This is a genomic window from Micromonospora sp. ZG13 (genome assembly GCF_059359355.1).
In genome coordinates this window covers 132,675-150,640 of sequence record NZ_JCADBQ010000015.1, presented here as the reverse complement: position 1 = coordinate 150,640, position 17,966 = coordinate 132,675, and the positions used below count along the sequence as shown (strand labels likewise).

Here is a 17,966-nt window from a genome sequence, read left to right as displayed (position 1 = left end):
TACTCGCAGACCCCCCAGGGTGCTTCGCAAGAGCGGTCCCGAGCTTTCGTGTCCTCTTTACATGGTCAACTACAGCTCCGTCCACGGCGGGACGGATCGCCGATCTTGGCAGGTCCCGGGCGGGTCGGACGGCACGGAGAGTGACAGGGGAGAGGGCACGGAGCGTGACATGGAAAAGGGCCGCGGGAGTACCCCGCGGCCCTTTGTCGCGCCATGGTCGGCATCACTCGAATGAGTGTCCGACACCCGGCGGAAAGGCAATCGCCGTTCACCGCAATGGTCGGCCCCGCCTCATCCGCCGGGTCAGTGGCCCCGGAACCGGTTGATCGCGTCCTCGTGCCGGGAGCGGAGCTCGCGGTCGCGTACGCCGAGGCCGTCCGACGGGGCGAGGCAGCGGACGCCGACCTTGCCCTGGTGCGCGTTGCGGTGCACCTCGTACGCGGCCTGGCCGGTCTGCTCCAGCGCGTAGGTCCTCGACACGGTGGGGTGGACCTTGCCCAACGCCACCAGGCGGTTGGCCTCCCACGCCTCCCGGTAGTTGGCGAAGTGGCTGCCGATGATCCGCTTCAGGTGCATCCAGAGGTAGCGGTTGTCGTACTGGTGCAGGAAGCCGCTGGTGGAGGCGCAGGTGACGATGGTGCCGCCCTTCTTGGCCACGTAGACGCTGGCGCCGAAGGTCTCCCGGCCGGGGTGCTCGAAGACGATGTCCGGGTCCTCGCCGCCGGTCAGCTCGCGGATGCGCTCGCCGAAGCGGCGCCACTCGTCCTGGTCCTGGGTCTGCTCGTCCTTCCAGAAGCGGAAGCCCTCGGCGGTGCGGTCGATCACCAGTTCGGCGCCCATCTTCCGGCACAGCTCCGCCTTCTCGGGCGAGGAGACCACGCAGACCGGGATCGCGCCGCCGTTGAGCGCCATCTGGGTGGCGTAGCCGCCCAGGCCGCCGGAGGCGCCCCAGATCAGCACCACGTCGCCCTGCTTCATGTTCGCCCCGTGGTGCGACACCAGCTGCCGGTACGCCGTCGAGTTGACCAGCCCCGGGCTGGCCGCCTCCTCCCAGCTCAGGTGGCGCGGCTTGGGCATCAGCTGGTTGGCCTTGACCACGCACAGCTCGGCCAGGCCGCCGAAGTTGGTCTCGAAGCCCCAGATCCGCTGCTGCGGATCCAGCATGGTGTCGTCGTGCCCGGCCGCGTCCTCCAGCTCCACGGAGAGGCAGTGCGCGACGACCTCGTCGCCGGCCTTCCACTTCGTCACCCCGGGCCCGGTGCGCAGCACCACGCCGGCGGCGTCGGAGCCCACCACGTGGTACGGCAGGTCGTGCCGGCGGGTCAGCTCGGAGAGCCGGCCGTAGCGCTGGAGGAACTTGAAGGTCGGCAGCGGCTCGAAGATGCTGGTCCAGACCGTGTTGTAGTTGATCGCGCTGGCCATCACCGCCACCAGCGCCTCGCCCGGCCCCAGCTCCGGCGTCGGCACCTCCTGCACGTGCAGCGCCTTGCGCGGGTCCTTGTCCCGGGTGGCCAGGCCGTCGAACATCCGGGTCTCGTCGGCGCGCACCACCACGCCGCGGTACGTCTCGGGTACCGGCAGGCCGGCGATCCCGGCGAGTTCCCGTGCGGGTTGGTCGGATCCCTCCGCCGCCATGATCGCTTCGAGGATGTCCTGCACGTCGACCTCCCGTTCGTCCGCACCCCGCCCACGCGGGCCTGGGTGCTGCCATCGTCGGCGCCGGTGCGGCCGACCGCCATGTCGGTGTCCGACACAACCGGCACCGGCCGCGCTCCTGTGGGCCGGGACGTTACTGAACAGTAGGTAGGGCCGGAAGTCCTCTGTGAAAAACTGCATTGGCCGATGAGTGGAGGTGTCCGGGCGGTGGTGGAACCGCGCAGCGGCGCGCTCGGCGGGGCGGTGGGCGCCGGCCCCCGCCCAGGTGACGGGGGCCGGCGGTGGGGTCAGTGCCCGGCGGCGGGCTCGACGAGTTCGACCAGCACCCCGCCGGCGTCCTTCGGGTGGACGAAGTTGACGCGCGAGTTGGCGGTGCCGCGCTTCGGGGTGTCGTAGAGCAGCTTCACGCCCCGCTCGCGCAGCTTCGCGCAGGCGACGTCGATGTCCGCCACGGTGTACGCCACCTGCTGCACGCCCGGGCCCTTCTTGTCGAGGAACTTGGCGATGGTCGATTCCGGGCTCAGCGGGGCGAGCAGTTGCACGCAGCCGCCCTCGGCGTCCGGGCCCACGGCCAGCATCGCCTCGCGTACGCCCTGCTCGTCGTTCACCTCGGTGTGCACGCAGCGCATCCCGAAGGTGCGCTGGTAGAAGTCGATCGCGGCGTCCAGGTCGGCGACGGCGACCCCGACGTGGTCGATGCGGCGCAGGCCGATGTCTGTGACATAGTCGGCAGCGGTCTCGACGGGGGAGTTCTCAGCCATGGCGCTAGTCTGACCGAACAATCGTTAAGGCGTACAGGTCGGCACCCCTCGGAGGCAGGCATGGCTTCGGTGATCGTCAGCGGCGCGCGGACCCCGATGGGGCGCCTGCTGGGCAACCTCAAGGACCTCCCGGCGACCAGGCTCGGTGGCGTCGCGATCAAGGCGGCGCTCGAGCGGGCCGGCGTCGCCCCCGAGCAGGTCCAGTACGTGATCATGGGGCAGGTGCTCCAGGCCGGCGCCGGGCAGATCCCGGCCCGCCAGGCGGCGGTCGAGGCCGGCATCCCGATGTCCGTACCGGCGCTGACCGTCAACAAGGTCTGCCTCTCGGGCCTGGACGCGATCGCCCTGGCCGACCAGCTGATCCGCGCCGGCGAGTTCGACATCGTCGTCGCCGGCGGCATGGAGTCCATGACCAACGCCCCGCACCTGCTGCTGGGCCAGCGCGGCGGCTACAAGTACGGCGACGTGGTGGTCAAGGACCACATGGCGCTCGACGGGCTCACCGACGCCTGGGACAGCTGCGCCATGGGGGAGTCCACCGAGCGGCACAACGGCCGGCACGGCATCACCCGCGAGGAGCAGGACGCGTTCGCCGCGACCAGCCACCAGCGGGCCGCCGCCGCGCAGAAGAACGGCCACTTCTCCGAGGAGATCACCCCGGTCGTCATCCCGCAGCGTAAGGGTGACCCCCTGGTGATCAGCGAGGACGAGGGGATCCGGCCGGACACCACCGCCGAGTCGCTGGCGAAGCTGCGCCCGGCGTTCGCCAAGGACGGCACGATCACCGCCGGCAGCTCCTCGCCGATCTCCGACGGCGCCGCCGCCGTGGTCGTCATGAGCAAGGCCAAGGCCAAGGAGCTGGGGCTGACCTGGCTGGCCGAGATCGGCGCGCACGGCAACGTCGCGGGCCCGGACAACTCCCTGCACTCGCAGCCGTCCAACGCGATCCAGCACGCGCTCAAGAAGGGCGGGCTCGGCATCGAGGACCTGGACCTGATCGAGATCAACGAGGCGTTCGCCCAGGTCGGCATCCAGTCCACCCGTGACCTCGGGGTCAGCCCGGACAAGGTCAACGTCAACGGCGGGGCGATCGCGCTGGGCCACCCGATCGGCATGTCCGGCGCCCGGCTGGTGCTCACCCTCGCCCTGGAGCTCAAGCGCCGGGGCGGCGGCACGGGCGCGGCGGCGCTCTGCGGCGGCGGCGGCCAGGGCGACGCCCTGATCATCCACGTCCCGGCCCCCGGCGAGAGCGGTCACTGACCGCGGTCCGGCCGACCCCGTAGAGGCAGCACAGTGAGCGAGATCGTCGACGACGTCCCGGCGGCGGGCGCACCCCCGGTGCGCCGCAGCCGGGACGTGCCGATGCTGGTCGAGCGGGCCCGGGCGGGCGATCCGCGCGCGGTGGCCCGGCTGATCACCCTGGTCGAGTCGGGCGACGAGACGCTGCCGCGCATCGCGGCGGCGCTCGCCCCGTACGCCGGTCAGGCCCAGGTGGTCGGGCTGACCGGCTCGCCCGGGGTGGGCAAGTCGACCACCACCAACGAGCTGGTCCGGGCGCTGCGTGCCCGCGGCCACCGGGTGGGCGTGCTGGCCATCGACCCGTCCAGCCCGTTCACGGGCGGGGCGATCCTCGGCGACCGGGTCCGCATGCAGGACCACGCCACCGACCCGGGCGTCTACATCCGGTCGATGTCCAGCCGGGGCCACCTCGGCGGGCTGTCGGCGGCGACGCCGCAGGCCGTGCGGGTGCTGGAGGGCGCCGGCTGCGACGTCGTGCTGGTGGAGACCGTGGGCGTCGGGCAGGCCGAGGTGGAGGTGGCCTCGCTGGCCGACACCACGCTGGTGCTGCTCGCCCCGGGCATGGGCGACGCGATCCAGGCGGTCAAGGCCGGCATCCTGGAGATCGCCGACGTCTTCGTGGTCAACAAGGCCGACCGGGACGGTGCCGACGCCACCTACCGCGACATCCAGGGCATGATCGCCCTGGGCGAGCGGGGTCCGGGCGACTGGCGGCCGCAGGTGGTGCGCGCGATCGCCTCCCGGGGCGAGGGCATCGACGACATCGCCGCCGCCATCGACAAGCACCGTGCCTGGCTGGTCGAGCACGGCGAACTGCGCCGCCGCCAGGAGGCGCGGGCCGCCGCCGAGGTCGAGGCCATCGCGCTGGGCGCCCTCCGCGCCCGGATCGGTTCCCTGCGCGACGGTACGGAGCTGCCGGCGCTCGCCGCGAAGGTGGCCGAGGGCTCTCTCGACCCGTACGCGGCGGCCGACGAACTGCTCGCCCAGATCGCCTCCTGAGCCGATCGCGCGTCCACTGCGGACGGCGTCCGCCTAGTACGCTCGCACCGCCTCGCCCCGACGGCGCGGGGCGGTGCGACGTATGGGGAGATCATGGCTGACGAGGCGACGCAGGAGCTGTCGGTGGCACCGGGCGCGGTGGCGGGCGGCAGCACGCACGTGTCCGACGAGGTGGTCGAGAAGATCGCCGTGGCCGCCGCGCGGTCCGTGCCCGGGGTGGTCGAGCTGGGCGGGGACGTGGCCCGGTTCTTCAACGCGGTGCTCGACAAGGTCGGGCTCGACCAGGTCGGCGACGCCCGCCGCGGCTGCTCGGCCCACGTCACCAACGGCGCGGCGGTGGTCAACCTGGTCATCGTGATCGAGGCCGGCCGCGCGGTGCCGCAGGTGACCGGCGAGGTCCGCGCGCAGGTGACGGAGGCGGTCGAGGCGTACGGGTTGCGGGTCGACGAGATCAACATCAGGGTCGACGACGTGGCCCTGGGCGGTCCGGCGGCACCTGTCGCGTGAGGCGTCGGGCGGTCCAGGTTACCTGCCGGTACGAACTTACTTAGCGATCGTTCAGGTCGGGGCTCTACACTCGCAGTGCAGTCGAGGACTCGAGGAGGAGCCCCGCGGATGAACGCCGACGAGATCGCCGCCGGACGGGCACGCTGGCAGGCCCGCTACGACGCCGCGCGCAAGCGGGACGCCGACTTCACCACGCTCTCCGGGATGCCCGTCGACCCGGTCTACGGGCCGCCGGAGGGTGTCGCCTACCCGGGCTTCGAGCGGATCGGCTGGCCGGGCGAGTACCCGTACACCCGGGGCCTGCACCCGACCGGCTACCGCGGGCGGACCTGGACGATCCGGCAGTTCGCCGGGTTCGGCAACGCCCAGCAGACCAACGAGCGTTACAAGATGATCCTGGGCGCCGGCGGCGGCGGCCTCTCCGTCGCCTTCGACATGCCCACGCTGATGGGCCGGGACTCCGACGACCCGCAGGCGCTCGGCGAGGTGGGCCACTGCGGCGTCGCCATCGACACCGCCGCCGACATGGAGGCGCTCTTCGACGGCATCGACCTGGCCGGGGTCACCACGTCGATGACCATCTCCGGGCCGGCGGTGCCGGTGTTCTGCATGTACCTGGTGGCCGCCGAGCGGCAGGGCGCCGACCTGTCCAAGCTGGACGGCACCCTGCAGACGGACATCTTCAAGGAGTACATCGCGCAGAAGGAGTGGCTCTTCGACCCCGAGCCGCACCTGCGCCTGATCGGCGACCTGATGGAGTACTGCGCCCGGGAGATCCCGCGCTACAAGCCGCTCTCGGTCTCCGGCTACCACATCCGCGAGGCCGGCTCGACCGCCGCGCAGGAACTGGCGTACACCCTCGCCGACGGCTTCGGCTACGTCGAGCTGGGCCTCTCCCGGGGACTGGACGTCAACGTCTTCGCGCCCGGCCTGAGCTTCTTCTTCGACTCCCACGTCGACTTCTTCGAGGAGATCGCGAAGTTCCGGGCCGCCCGCCGGATCTGGGCCCGCTGGCTGCGCGACGTCTACGGCGCGACCAGCGAGAAGGCCCTCTGGCTGCGGTTCCACACGCAGACCGCCGGGGTGTCGCTGACCGCCCAGCAGCCGGTCAACAACGTGGTGCGGACGGCCGTCGAGGCACTCGCGGCGGTGCTCGGCGGCACCAACTCGCTGCACACCAACGCCCTGGACGAGACCCTGGCGCTGCCCACCGACGAGTCCGCCGAGATCGCCCTGCGTACCCAGCAGGTGCTGATGGAGGAGACCGGGGTGACCAACGTGGCGGACCCGCTGGGCGGATCCTGGTACGTCGAGGCGCTCACCGACAAGATCGAGGCCGAGGCGGAGGAGATCTTCGCCCGGATCCGGCAGCTCGGCGGGGAGGGGCCGCACCAGATCGGGCCGATGACCTCCGGCATCCTGCGCGGCATCGAGGACGGCTGGTTCACCGGCCACATCGCCGAGTCCGCCTTCGTCTACCAGCAGGCGCTGGAGAAGGGCGACAAGCGGATCGTCGGCGTCAACTGCCACACCGGCACGGTCGCCAAGGACCTGGAGATCCTGCGCATCTCGCACGAGGTGGAGCTGGAGCAGCGCCGGGTGCTGGCCGAGCGGAAGGCCGGCCGCGACGAGGCCACCGTCAAGGCCGCGATCGAGCGGATGGTCGCCGTCGGCCGGACCGACGGCAACATGATCCCGGCCATGCTGGACGCCGTGCGCGCCGAGGCCACCCTCGGCGAGATCTGCGACGCCCTGCGCGCCGAGTGGGGCGTCTACCGCGAACCGGCCCGCTTCTGACCCATCCCGTTCCCGGCCCCGTCCCTCCGTCAGCCGCACACTGCGACCCCTGTCTCCCGCGCCCCCGCCAGTACCGCGCAGTCCGCGTGCCGGGGGCGCGGGCGCACGGTCGCGGCAGTGCCGGCCGGGAGGGCGGGGCAGGGGGCGGGAGCAGCCGTGACAGTCGCAACTGTCGCCGTCGCGGTTGATCTGAGTTCGGCGGGTCGCGTGCGAGACTAGGTAACCATGAGCGACCCACGGATCACCTCGTCGATCTTCACCCGCGGCGCGGTCGACCTCAGCGCGCTGCGCACCCCCGCACCGGCCCCCGCCCGCCCCGCCACCCCGGCCCAGTCCGCCCCCTCCGCCGACTTCCCCGGCGCCGCCGGTGGCGGCGTCGCCGTCATCGACGTGAGCGAGGCGACATTCCAGTCCGAGGTTCTCGAGCGCTCGCTCACCACACCGGTGATCGTGGACTTCTGGGCCGAGTGGTGCGAGCCGTGCAAGCAGCTGAGCCCCGTGCTGGAGCGGCTGGCCGCGGAGGGCGGCGGCGCGTGGGTGCTCGCCAAGGTCGACGTGGACGCCAACCCCCGGATCGCCCAGATGTTCCGGGTGCAGGGCATCCCGATGGTCTACGCGGTCGTCGGCGGCCAGCCGATCGACGCCTTCTCCGGGGTGGTGCCCGAGGCGCAGCTGCGGCAGTGGATCCAGGCGGTGCTCAAGGCCGGTGGCGTGAGCGTCGAGGAGCCGGAGGACCCGCGCCTCGACGAGGCGGACGACGCCCTGATGAGCGGCGACCTCGACGCGGCCGAGCGGGCGTACCGCAAGATCCTCGCCGAGTCGCCGGCGGACGCCGCGGCGGAGGCGGGCCTCGCCCAGGTCGGGCTCGCCCGCCGGGTGGCCGGGGCCGACCCGGGCGCGGCGATCGCCGCCGCCCAGGCCAACCCCGACGACGTCGAGGCCCAGCTCCTGGCCGCCGACATCGAGGTGCTCAGCGGTCAGGCCGAGGCGGCGTACGCCCGCCTGGTGGGCCTGGTCCGCCGCACCGCCGGCGACGAGCGGGAGAGGGTACGCCAGCACCTGGTCGGCCTCTTCACGGTCGCCGGGCCGGAGGATCCCGCGGTCGCCTCGGCGCGCCGGGCCCTGGCCAGCGCCCTGTTCTGAGCACCCTTGTTCCGGGCCCGCCCTGTTCCTGAGCGCGCCCGGAACCTGTAGCACGCCAGCGCGGGCCGGCGTTCCGGCCGGCCCGCCCGACACCTCGAGGACGGGAGCCCATGATGCGCCGGATCGCCGTCCTCGACGCGCCCAGCAACCTCGGCCTGCGCCCACCCACGTCCACCTCGGTCCCCGGCTGTGGGAAGGCCCCGGGCGCGCTGCGCGACCAGGGGCTGCTCGCCCGGCTGCGCGCCCGCGACGCCGGCTGCCTCACCGCGCCCCGCTACGACCCCGGCGACTGGCGACCGGGTGACGGCGTGTGCCACGCCCGGGAGATCGCCGACTACTCGGTGGCGCTCGCGGAGCGGATCGGCGCCATCATCGACCGCAGCGAGTTCCCGCTGGTGCTCGGTGGCGACTGCTCCATCCTGCTCGGCTCGGCGCTGGCCATGCACCGGCTCGGCGAGGCGGTCGGCGGGCGCATCGGGCTGGTCTTCGTCGACGGGCACTCCGACTTCCGGCACCCCGGCAACGCGTCCTACGTGGGCGCGGCAGCCGGCGAGGACCTCGCCCTGGTCACCGGGCGGGGGCAGGCCGACCTGGCCGCCATCGAGGGCCGTCGGCCGTACTTCCGGGACATCGACGTGGTGGTGCTCGGCATCCGGGCGCAGGACGAGTACCGCCTGGACCTCCAGGCCGCCGGGATCACCACCCGGCCGGTGCCGGCGCTGCGCGCCGAGGGCGCCGCGCGTACGGCGCAGTGGGCGCACGAGCAGCTCGCCGACTGCGCCGGCTACTGGGTTCACATCGACGTGGACGTGCTGGACCCCGCCGTGATGCCGGCCGTCGACGCCCCCGACCCGGGCGGGATCGCCTTCGCCGAGCTGGAGATCCTGCTCGCCGGCCTGGTCGACACTCCGCACTGCCTCGGCGTCGAGCTGACCGTCTTCGACCCCGACTACGACCCCGACGGCTCGTACGCGGCCGAGATCGTCAACACCGTGGTCGCCGGGCTGCGTCCGGTCTCCGCGCCGGCGGCGGCGCCACCCCGACTGCTGCCGGGCCCGTCGACATCCGCCCGCTCGGCCGGCCCGTCGTCTGTCGCCCCGGCCGGCCGTTCGTCCGTTGCCCCGGCTGGCCCCTCGTCGGATCCGTCGGTGGGCCGATCGTCTGCCGCCTCGGCCGGGCCTTCCTATCCCGCCCTCGCCGGCCCTTCCTCTGCCGCCTCGTCCGGCGGCCCTTCGTCGGTCCCCTCGGCTGGCCCCTCGTCTGCCGTCTCGGCCGGTTTGTCGTCGGTCCCCTCGGCGCGGCGGGGCAATGGCCGTCCAGAGGTCCCCGTGCCCCCGTCCGTCGCCGGCCCGTCCGTCGCCGACCCGGTCGTCGCCGGCCCGTCCGTCGCCGGGCCATCCGTCGCTGGCGCGTCCGCCGCCGACCCGGTCGTCGTCCCCGGTCCTGAGCGCGACGGCGACCGTGGCGCGGGCGGGGCCGAGGAGGTCCCGTCAGCTCCGCCGGGGGCGGTCGGATCGCTCGGGGCGGTGGTGCCGCTCGGGCCGATCGGTGCGGACGGGTCGGGCACTCCGGTGCCCGCGGCTGCCGCTTCCGACGACCCGGCCGCGCCGGAACCCGTCGGCCCGCCCGCCTCCGCCGGACCGGGCCTGCTGCGTCGGACGCCGCTCGCGGACCTCGACCCGGACGACCCGCTGCCCGCGCCCGAGGACGGCACCTCGCCGTCCGCCGCCGGCATCGCCTGACCGCCGGACCTCCCTCCGGACCGGACCAGTCGGCCGCAGTCGTCCTTTGTCGGGCGGGATCTGCCGGAAGCCGCCCATGCGGCGGGGCGTCGGGGACCGTTCGTCGAGGTCGTGATCGGTCCCGACCGGCTGGTGCCCATGCGGCGGGGTGTCGGGGACCGTCCGTCGAGGCCGGGTCCCGGGCGCTGGTGGCGTGCAGCCGTCCCGGCCGTCTCCTGCCGTGGCGCCGCTGGTGCCTGCCCGCGCCCAGTCGGGATGACGTCCGGCGTACCCGGGTCATGGGTGGAACGCCAGGGGTGTCACCGACGGGCTTTGACACCCCTGAGGTTCCACCCATGGCTGCCGGACGAGGGGCACCGTGCGGCTCAGCCACAGCGACCTGCGCCAGCAGACGCGTCGCGGCCCGGTCGGTGTGTGTGCCCCGTCCGTAGGGGCAGCTCGACAGCGTCACACGGGCAGGGCAGTCACGGCCCTCGCCCTCGATGACGAGGCCAACGAGGACCCGGCTCGGCTACCGTCCAGGCAGACGCCGCCGACGGCCCCGGGCGGGCACGGCGTCGGGTGAGGCCAGTGCCGGGCGAACACGGTGCCGGGCGAACACGGTGCCGGGTGCCGACGGCGTCAGGTGAAGACGGTGCCGGGTGCGGCTGCGTGCGGTGGGTGGCGGAGGGCGGGGGCCGTCCGGCCAAGGACCGGTGGGCGTCCGGCCAGGGACCGGTGGGCTGTCAGCGGCCGAGGGCGCGGAGGAAGCGTTCGGCGGCGGGGACGGCGGTGGCGGTGCTGGCGCCGCCCTTCTCCACGAAGACCGCGAACGCGACGTCGCCCTGCCAGCCGACGAACCAGGCGTGGGTATGGGCCGGGTTGTCGTCGTACTCGGCGGTGCCCGTCTTGCCGTGCACCGGCGCGCCCGGCACGTCCCGCAGCGCGCTGCCGGTGCCGGCCGTGACCACCTCCCGCATCATCGCCCGTACGGCCTGCACCGACTCCGGCTTGAGCTGCGGGCCGGGGGCGGCGGGCTGGGCCGGAGCCGGGTCGAGCACCAGCTTGGGCTGCTCGAAGCCGCCCCGGGCGACCGCCGCGGTGGCCGACGCCATGGCGAGCGGGCTGACCAGCGTCGTGCCCTGGCCGATGGCGGCGGCGGCCTGCTCGGTCGCGCCGCCGTTCGCCGAGACCTTGCCGGTGAAGGCGTCCAGGCCGACGTCCCACTGCCCCTCCAGCCCGAGGGAGCGGCCGGTCACGGCCAGCCCGTCGGCGCCGAGCTTCGGTGCCAGCGCGGCGAACGCGGTGTTGCAGGACTTGGCGAAGTCGGTGCGGAACGGCACCGCGCCCAGCACGAAGTTGTCGGAGTTCTTGAACGGCCGGCCGTCGACGGTGAACGTCTTCGGGCACCCCACCGTCGCGTCGGGCGTGACCGCGCCCCGGTCGAGCAGGCCGAGCGCGCTGACCATCTTGAAGGTGGAGCCCGGCGGAACCTGGGCGGTGAAGGCCAGGTTCTCCCCGGCCGCCCCGGGGCCGTTGGCCGCGGCGAGCACCGCGCCGTCGCTGATCCGTACCGCCACCAATGCCGCCCGGCGCTTCTCGGCCCGCAGGGCGGCGTCGGCCGCGTTCTGGGTGGGCACGTCGAGAGTGGTCTTCACCGGCTGCCCCGGCTTCGGCTCGCTGCGGAACACCTCGGTGCCGGTGGGCACCAACGTGCCGTCCGGGCCGGGACGCTGCGTGATCACGGTCAGCCCCGCCGCGCCGCGGAGCCGCTCGTCGTGGCGGCCCTGGAGGCCCCCGTGGCCGACGAGGTCGCCGGCCTCGTAGCGGTCGGGGTGCCGGGCGAGGTCGTCGGCCTGCGCCGGGTCGACGGAGCCGAGCACCGCCCGGGCGAACTCGCGGGTGGGGGCCAGGTCGAGCTTGTCGCTGCGGAACTTCGTGCCCGGCAGGTCGTAGATGCGCGCCTTGATCTGCCGGTACGCCTCCTCCCGCAGGGTCACCACCTCGACGAACGCGCCGGGATCCGCGTCGGCGAGCCGCTCAGGCAGGTCGGTGAGGTCCACCGGCGGGGTGATCGCGGGCCGGATCGCCCGGAACGCCGCGTCCAGCCTGCGCGTCAGGCTCGCCGCGTCGGTGACCTCGCTCGGTTGGAGCCCGACGCGCACCACGGGCCGGGGCGCCACGATCGGCTGACCGGCGGCGTCGAGCACCGCGGCCCGGGTGGCGGTGTCGCGGCGCAGCCCCAGCCGGTCGCCCCGGGTGAGCTGCTCCTGCACCAGCTGCGGCTCCCAGATCACCCGCCACTCGTCGCCGCCGCGGGTGAGCCGCACCGGGCGCTCGTACGCCCAACGGGTCCCGCCCGGGAGGGCCCAGTCGACCTTGACCACCGCGGTCGCGACGTCCTTGGTCACCTTCGCCTCGCCCCGGCGCGTCAGCGTGGGCGGCGTGGCCGCCAGCTCGCCGGAGAGCTCCTTGAGCTCGCGGACGACGTCGGCCGCCGGCACCTTGGCGCCGGTCGGGTCGACGAAGCCGACGGCCTGGAGGTCGCCCGAGCGCCAGCCGGCGAGGAACGCGTCGACCTCGCGCTCCGGGCCGTCACCGCCCGAGCACGCGGTGAGGGCGCCGCCCGCGAGCGCGGTCGCGGCGAGCAGGGCCAGCGCCGGGCGGAGCCGGTTGCGGCGGGGGCGGCGAGGGTACGACAGGCGCATGGAACGGATCTCCGATCTCGGAACTGCCCTGCACGCTAGTACGGCGGCGCCGTCCGCACCGTCCCCCCGCACCGGGACGTGCGGAAAGAGAGGTCGGTGACGGGTGATGAACGACTGGAGGCGGGGTACTCCCGAACCGGCCAACCTCGTACCCGCAACGGGTGAAAGGACGAAGTCCGGAACCGGACGTCCGCACTGAGGTCCGCCGAGCAAGGGGCGGAACGGCAGGGCCTAGGCTGGGCGGCAGAGTGACCCACAACGCGGTGGGTCGAGGGGAGTGGCACCGATGGACCGGCGTCCGGCGATCAAACCGGGACCCGACCTCCGGCAGGATGACACCAGCCGGGACGACAGCTTCGATTCGGCGACCGACGGGGACGGCTTCGGCCGGCTCGACACAGGAGTGACCGGGATGACCGGTTCGAGTATCGACACCCTCTACGACCTGGGTCTGCCCGCCAACGCGCTGGCCGACGACGTGGAGGACAACGAGCTCGACGAGCCCGTTCCCAACGTGGAGCGCCTGGTCGCCCAGGCGGTCGCGCTGGCCGGCGACGACCACGACGCGGCGACCCTGGTCAGCCGCTTCTGGCGGTTCGCGCCGGACGAGGAGCTGATCGGCTTCACCGCCGAGGAGATGCTGGAGGCGGCCCGCGCGCACCGCGACCTCGCCCAGCAGCGGGTACCGGGCGAGCTGAAGCTGCGCATCCACGAGCCCGACGCCGACCAGCACCACACCGTCATCGAGATCGTCACCGACGACATGCCGTTCCTGGTCGACTCGGTGACCGCCCTGCTCAACTCGCACCACCTGGACGTGCACCTGCTGGTCCACCCGCTGGTGGTGGTCCGGCGCGAGCCGCTGGGCCGGCTGGTCGAGGTCTCCGCCGACGTCGAGCCCGACGACGCCATCGCCGGCGACATCGTCGAGAGCTGGATGCACATCGAGGTCGACCCGGTACGCGACGCCGCCGAGCGGGACCGGCTGCGCCGAGAACTCCAGCGGGTGCTCACCGACGTGCGGGAGGCGGTGGAGGACTGGCCGAAGATGCGCCAGCGGGCCCTCGCCCTCGCCGACGAGCTGGCCGCCGCGCGTACGTCGGACAACCGCCCACCGGTGCCGGAGAAGGACATCACGGACTCGGTGGAGCTGCTCCGCTGGCTCGCTCACGACCACTTCACGTTCCTCGGCTACCGGGAGTACCGGCTGGTCGACACCGCCGGGGACGGGGAGCGGGGCAGCGGTCAGGCGCTGGAGGCGGTGCTCGGCACCGGGCTGGGCATCCTGCGTCAGGACTCGCCGGAGGCCCGGCCGCTGTCGTCGATGACGCCCGAGGCGCACGACAAGGTCACCGAGAAGCGCCTGCTGATCATCACGAAGGCGAACTCGCGGGCCACCGTGCACCGCTCCGCCTACCTCGACTACATCGGCTTCAAGGTCTTCAACGAGGCCGGCGAGGTGGTCGGCGAGCGCCGCTTCCTCGGCCTGTTCTCCACGGCCGCGTACCGGACCAGCGTGCAGGAGCTGCCGGTGGTGCGCCGCAAGGTGGCCGAGGTGCTGGACCGCTCCGGCCTCAGCCAGCGCAGCCACTCCGGCAAGGACCTGCTCCAGATCCTGGAGACCTATCCGCGCGACGAGCTGTTCCAGATCAAGACGGAGGACCTCTACCACGCGGTGATCGGCGTGCTGCGGATGGCCGGCCGCCGGCAGCTGCGGGTGTTCCTGCGCCGCGACGCGTACGGGCGGTTCATCTCCTGCCTGATCTACCTGCCCCGGGACCGGTTCACCACGCAGAACCGGCTGCGGATGCAGGACATCCTGCTGCGCGAGCTGAACGGCGTCGGGGTCGACTACACGACCCGGGTCACCGAGTCGATGCTCGCCCGGGTGCACTTCATCGTCCGGACCGACCCGACGAAGGTCCCCGGCGACATCGACGCCGACCTGCTGGCCGAGGAGTTGGCCGACGCCACCCGGCTCTGGGACGACGACTACCGGCTGGTGCTGGAGCGCAAGCTCGGCGACGAGCAGGCCAAGCACCTGTTCACCCGCTACGCCGACGCCTTCCCCGAGGGCTACAAGGACGGCCACACGCCGTACGAGGCGATGAAGGACCTGGCGAAGCTGGAGCTGCTGGAGGAGCCCGGCCAGCTGGAGATGCACCTGTTCCGCAAGCAGCTCGCGCCGCGGGCCGGCGGGCGGGGGCCGGACGTCGACGAGGCGATGGACGTCCGCTTCAAGGTCTACCGCTACGGCGAGCCGATGATGCTCTCCGCCGTGCTGCCGGTGCTGCACTCGCTCGGCGTCAAGGTCGTCGACGAGCACCCGCACGAGGTGGACCGGATCGACGGTCGGGTCTACCTCTACGACTTCGGGTTGCGGCTGCCCGAGGGGCACCAGGAGCTGGCCGAGGTGCGCCCGCACGTGGAGAACGCCTTCGCGGCGGCGTGGCGGGGCGAGGCCGAGGTGGACGGCTTCAACGAGCTGGTGCTGCGCGCCGGTCTCACCTGGCGGCAGGTGGTGGTGCTGCGGGCGTACGCGAAGTACCTGCGCCAGGCCGGCACGGTCTTCTCCCAGGAGTACATGGAGCAGACCTTCATCGCGTACCCGAGGATCGCCGCCCTGCTGGTGGAGCTGTTCGAGGTGCGGTTCGCGCCCGGCGAGGACGGCCACGAGCGGCGCCAGCAGCGCAGCGCCGAGCTGGTGGGCGACATCCGGGCCGCGCTGGACGACGTCGCCAGCCTCGACCAGGACCGGATCCTGCGCGCCTACCTGACGATGATCCAGGCCACCCTGCGCACCAGCTTCTACCAGAAGCGCTCCGACGGGCGGCCGAAGTCGTACGTGGCGCTCAAGCTGGACCCGCAGGCGATCCCGGACCTGCCGGCGCCGCGGCCGAAGTTCGAGATCTTCGTCTACTCGCCGCGTTTCGAGGGCGTGCACCTGCGGTTCGGGCCGGTGGCCCGGGGCGGGCTGCGCTGGTCCGACCGCCGCGAGGACTTCCGCACCGAGGTGCTCGGCCTGGTCAAGGCGCAGATGGTGAAGAACGCCGTGATCGTGCCGGTGGGCGCGAAGGGCGGCTTCGTGCTCAAGCAGAAGCCGGGGGACCGCGACGAGGCGGTGATCTGCTACAAGGAGTTCATCTCCGCCCTGCTCGACGTCACGGACAACATCGTCAGCGGCGAGATCGTGCCGCCGGAGGACGTGGTCCGCCACGACGGCGACGACCCGTACATGGTGGTCGCGGCGGACAAGGGCACGGCGACGTTCTCGGACATCGCCAACGAGATCTCCACGGCGCACAACTTCTGGCTCGGCGACGCGTTCGCCTCCGGCGGCTCCGCCGGCTACGACCACAAGAAGATGGGCATCACCGCCCGGGGCGCCTGGGAGTCGGTGAAGCGGCACTTCCGCGAGATGGGCCACGACACCCAGACCCAGGACTTCACCGTGGTCGGCGTCGGTGACATGTCCGGTGACGTGTTCGGCAACGGGATGCTGCTGTCGGAGCACATCCGGCTGGTGGCCGCGTTCGACCACCGGCACATCTTCCTGGACCCGGACCCGGACGCCGCGTCCTCGTACGCCGAGCGGAAGCGGCTGTTCGACCTGCCCCGCTCGTCGTGGGAGGACTACGACCGGGAGCTGATCTCGGCCGGCGGCGGGGTGTACCCGCGTACGGCCAAGTCGGTGCCGATCTCGGCGCAGGTCCGGGAGCGGCTCGGCCTGGACGCCGACACCGAGCAGCTCTCCCCGCAGGAGCTGATGAAGGCGATCCTGACCGCGCCGGTCGACCTGTTCTGGAACGGCGGCATCGGCACGTACGTGAAGGCGTCCAGCCAGACCAACGCGGAGGTGGGCGACAAGTCCAACGACGCCATCCGGGTGGACGGCCGGAACGTGCGCTGCCGGGTGGTGGGCGAGGGCGGCAACCTGGGCTGGACCCAGCTCGGGCGCATCGAGTACGCCCAGACCGGCGGGCGGATCTACACGGACTTCATCGACAACGCGGCCGGGGTGGACTGCTCCGACCACGAGGTGAACATCAAGATCCTGCTGAACACGGCGGTCGCGGACGGAGCGCTGGACCTGCCCGAGCGCGACGAGCTGCTCGCGGGGATGACCGACGAGGTCGCCGAGCTGGTGCTGCGGGACAACTACGACCAGGCCCGGGCGATCAACAACGCGCAGGCGCAGGCCGCCTCGCTGCTGCCGGTGCATCGGCGGATGATCACGGATCTGGAGCGTTCCGGCGCGCTGGACCGGTCCCTGGAGGCGCTGCCGCCGGACGACGAGCTGGCGGTGCGGACCGAGTCCGGGCTGACCGCGCCGGAGTTCGCGGTGCTGCTCGCGTACGTCAAGATCGTCCTTGAGACGGAGATCCTGGCCGAGGGGCTCGCGGACGAGGAGTGGACGACCGACGTCCTGGTCAACTACTTCCCGACGCCGATGCGGGAGCGGTTCGCCGACCGGATGGGCCAGCACCGCCTGCGCCGGGACATCGTGACGACGGTGCTCGTCAACGAGGCGATCAACCGGGGCGGCATCTCGTTCGTCTTCCGGGTGGTCGAGGAGACGGCGGCCTCGGCGGCGGACGTCATCCGGGCGTACGTGGTGGTCCGCGAGGTGTTCGGGCTGCGCGCGCTCTGGGACGCGGTGGAGGACCTGGACAACAAGGTCGACCCCGAGTTGCAGACCAGCGTCTACCTGGACACCCGGCGCCTGCTCGACCGCGCGGTGCGGTGGCTGGTGACCAACCGCCGTTCGCCGATCGACGTGCCGGCGGAGATCGCCCGGCTGCGCGACGGGGTGGCCCGACTTCTGCCCGACCTGGAGGAGCGCTTCCACGGCAGCGAGCGGGAGTCCCTCGCGGCGCACATCGACTCGCTCACCGAGCGGGGGCTGCCGCGCGACCTGGCCGAGCTGGCGACCCGGCTGATGTACAGCTTCGGCCTGCTCGACGTGGTGGAGACGGCGGCGAGCAGCGGGCGGGACGTCGGCGAGGTGGCCTCGGTCTACTTCGTGCTCTCCGACCGCTTCCGGGTCGACTCGCTGCTGTCGAAGATCTCGCTGCTGCCGCGTGAGGACCGCTGGCAGACGCTGGCCCGGATGGCGTTGCGCTACGACCTGTACGCCGCGCTGGCCGCGCTGACCGTGGAGGTTCTCGACTCCACCCCGGGCGCCCTGTCGCCGCAGGAGCGGGTGTCGCAGTGGGAGCAGTCGAACGCCACCTCGATCCACCGCGCCGAGCGGGCGATGGGGGAGTTCGACGAGTCCCGGGCGGACCTCGCCGCGCTGTCGGTGCTGCTGCGCCAGATCCGCACCCTGGTGCGGACCTCCGCCGCCGCCTGACGCGTACGGCGGACGGCCCGGC

9 protein-coding genes and 1 pseudogene are annotated in these 17,966 nt (G+C 72.9%); 7 read left to right on the top strand and 3 right to left on the bottom strand.

Annotated elements, in window-relative coordinates:
- Window positions 1-303: 303 nt before the first annotated feature.
- Both ccrA and mce read right to left on the bottom strand, forming a co-directional pair.
- Window positions 304-1,659: a crotonyl-CoA carboxylase/reductase gene (ccrA, locus tag AC5L34_RS24720; RefSeq protein WP_441177101.1), complete on the bottom strand. Its 1,356-nt coding sequence runs from the start codon at window positions 1,657-1,659 to the stop codon at window positions 304-306.
- Window positions 1,660-1,943: 284 nt separating this feature from the next.
- Entirely contained in the window at window positions 1,944-2,417 is a 474-nt protein-coding gene (gene mce / locus AC5L34_RS24715) for a methylmalonyl-CoA epimerase (RefSeq protein WP_363899270.1), read from the bottom strand.
- 60 nt (window positions 2,418-2,477) lie between these two features.
- Here mce and AC5L34_RS24710 point away from each other — a divergent pair, with 60 nt between their 5' ends.
- From AC5L34_RS24710 to AC5L34_RS24685, 6 genes and pseudogenes are all read left to right on the top strand, one after another.
- Window positions 2,478-3,677 carry an acetyl-CoA C-acetyltransferase gene (locus AC5L34_RS24710; RefSeq protein WP_441177100.1) on the top strand — a complete coding sequence of 400 codons (1,200 nt, stop codon included), beginning with the start codon at window positions 2,478-2,480 and terminating at the stop codon, window positions 3,675-3,677.
- A 102-nt stretch (window positions 3,678-3,779) separates the two neighbouring features.
- Complete coding sequence (meaB, locus tag AC5L34_RS24705; RefSeq protein ID WP_441177120.1) at window positions 3,780-4,715, top strand: methylmalonyl Co-A mutase-associated GTPase MeaB; 936 nt, start codon at window positions 3,780-3,782, stop codon at window positions 4,713-4,715.
- A gap of 93 nt (window positions 4,716-4,808) precedes the next feature.
- Window positions 4,809-5,222, top strand: coding sequence for an Asp23/Gls24 family envelope stress response protein (locus tag AC5L34_RS24700; protein WP_441177099.1), 414 nt, complete (start codon window positions 4,809-4,811; stop codon window positions 5,220-5,222).
- A 108-nt stretch (window positions 5,223-5,330) separates the two neighbouring features.
- Window positions 5,331-7,019: a coenzyme B12-dependent isobutyryl-CoA mutase large subunit gene (icmA, locus tag AC5L34_RS24695; RefSeq protein WP_357723613.1), complete on the top strand. Its 1,689-nt coding sequence runs from the start codon at window positions 5,331-5,333 to the stop codon at window positions 7,017-7,019.
- Window positions 7,020-7,244: 225 nt separating this feature from the next.
- A complete protein-coding gene (locus AC5L34_RS24690) occupies window positions 7,245-8,162 on the top strand; it encodes a tetratricopeptide repeat protein (RefSeq protein WP_441177098.1) in 918 nt (305 codons plus the stop codon).
- Between the two features lie 110 nt (window positions 8,163-8,272).
- Window positions 8,273-9,188 (top strand): annotated as a pseudogene (locus tag AC5L34_RS24685) (arginase family protein); the annotation flags it as partial.
- A gap of 1,441 nt (window positions 9,189-10,629) precedes the next feature.
- On the opposite strand, the gene AC5L34_RS24680 reads toward AC5L34_RS24685, so the two are convergent.
- Entirely contained in the window at window positions 10,630-12,591 is a 1,962-nt protein-coding gene (locus tag AC5L34_RS24680; RefSeq protein ID WP_441177097.1) for a penicillin-binding transpeptidase domain-containing protein, read from the bottom strand.
- A gap of 286 nt (window positions 12,592-12,877) precedes the next feature.
- Between AC5L34_RS24680 and AC5L34_RS24675 the strand changes: the two genes are divergently transcribed.
- The gene (locus AC5L34_RS24675; protein ID WP_441177096.1) at window positions 12,878-17,944 is read left to right on the top strand and encodes an NAD-glutamate dehydrogenase; all 5,067 of its coding nucleotides are present in this window, start codon (window positions 12,878-12,880) and stop codon (window positions 17,942-17,944) included.
- Window positions 17,945-17,966 lie beyond the last annotated feature (22 nt).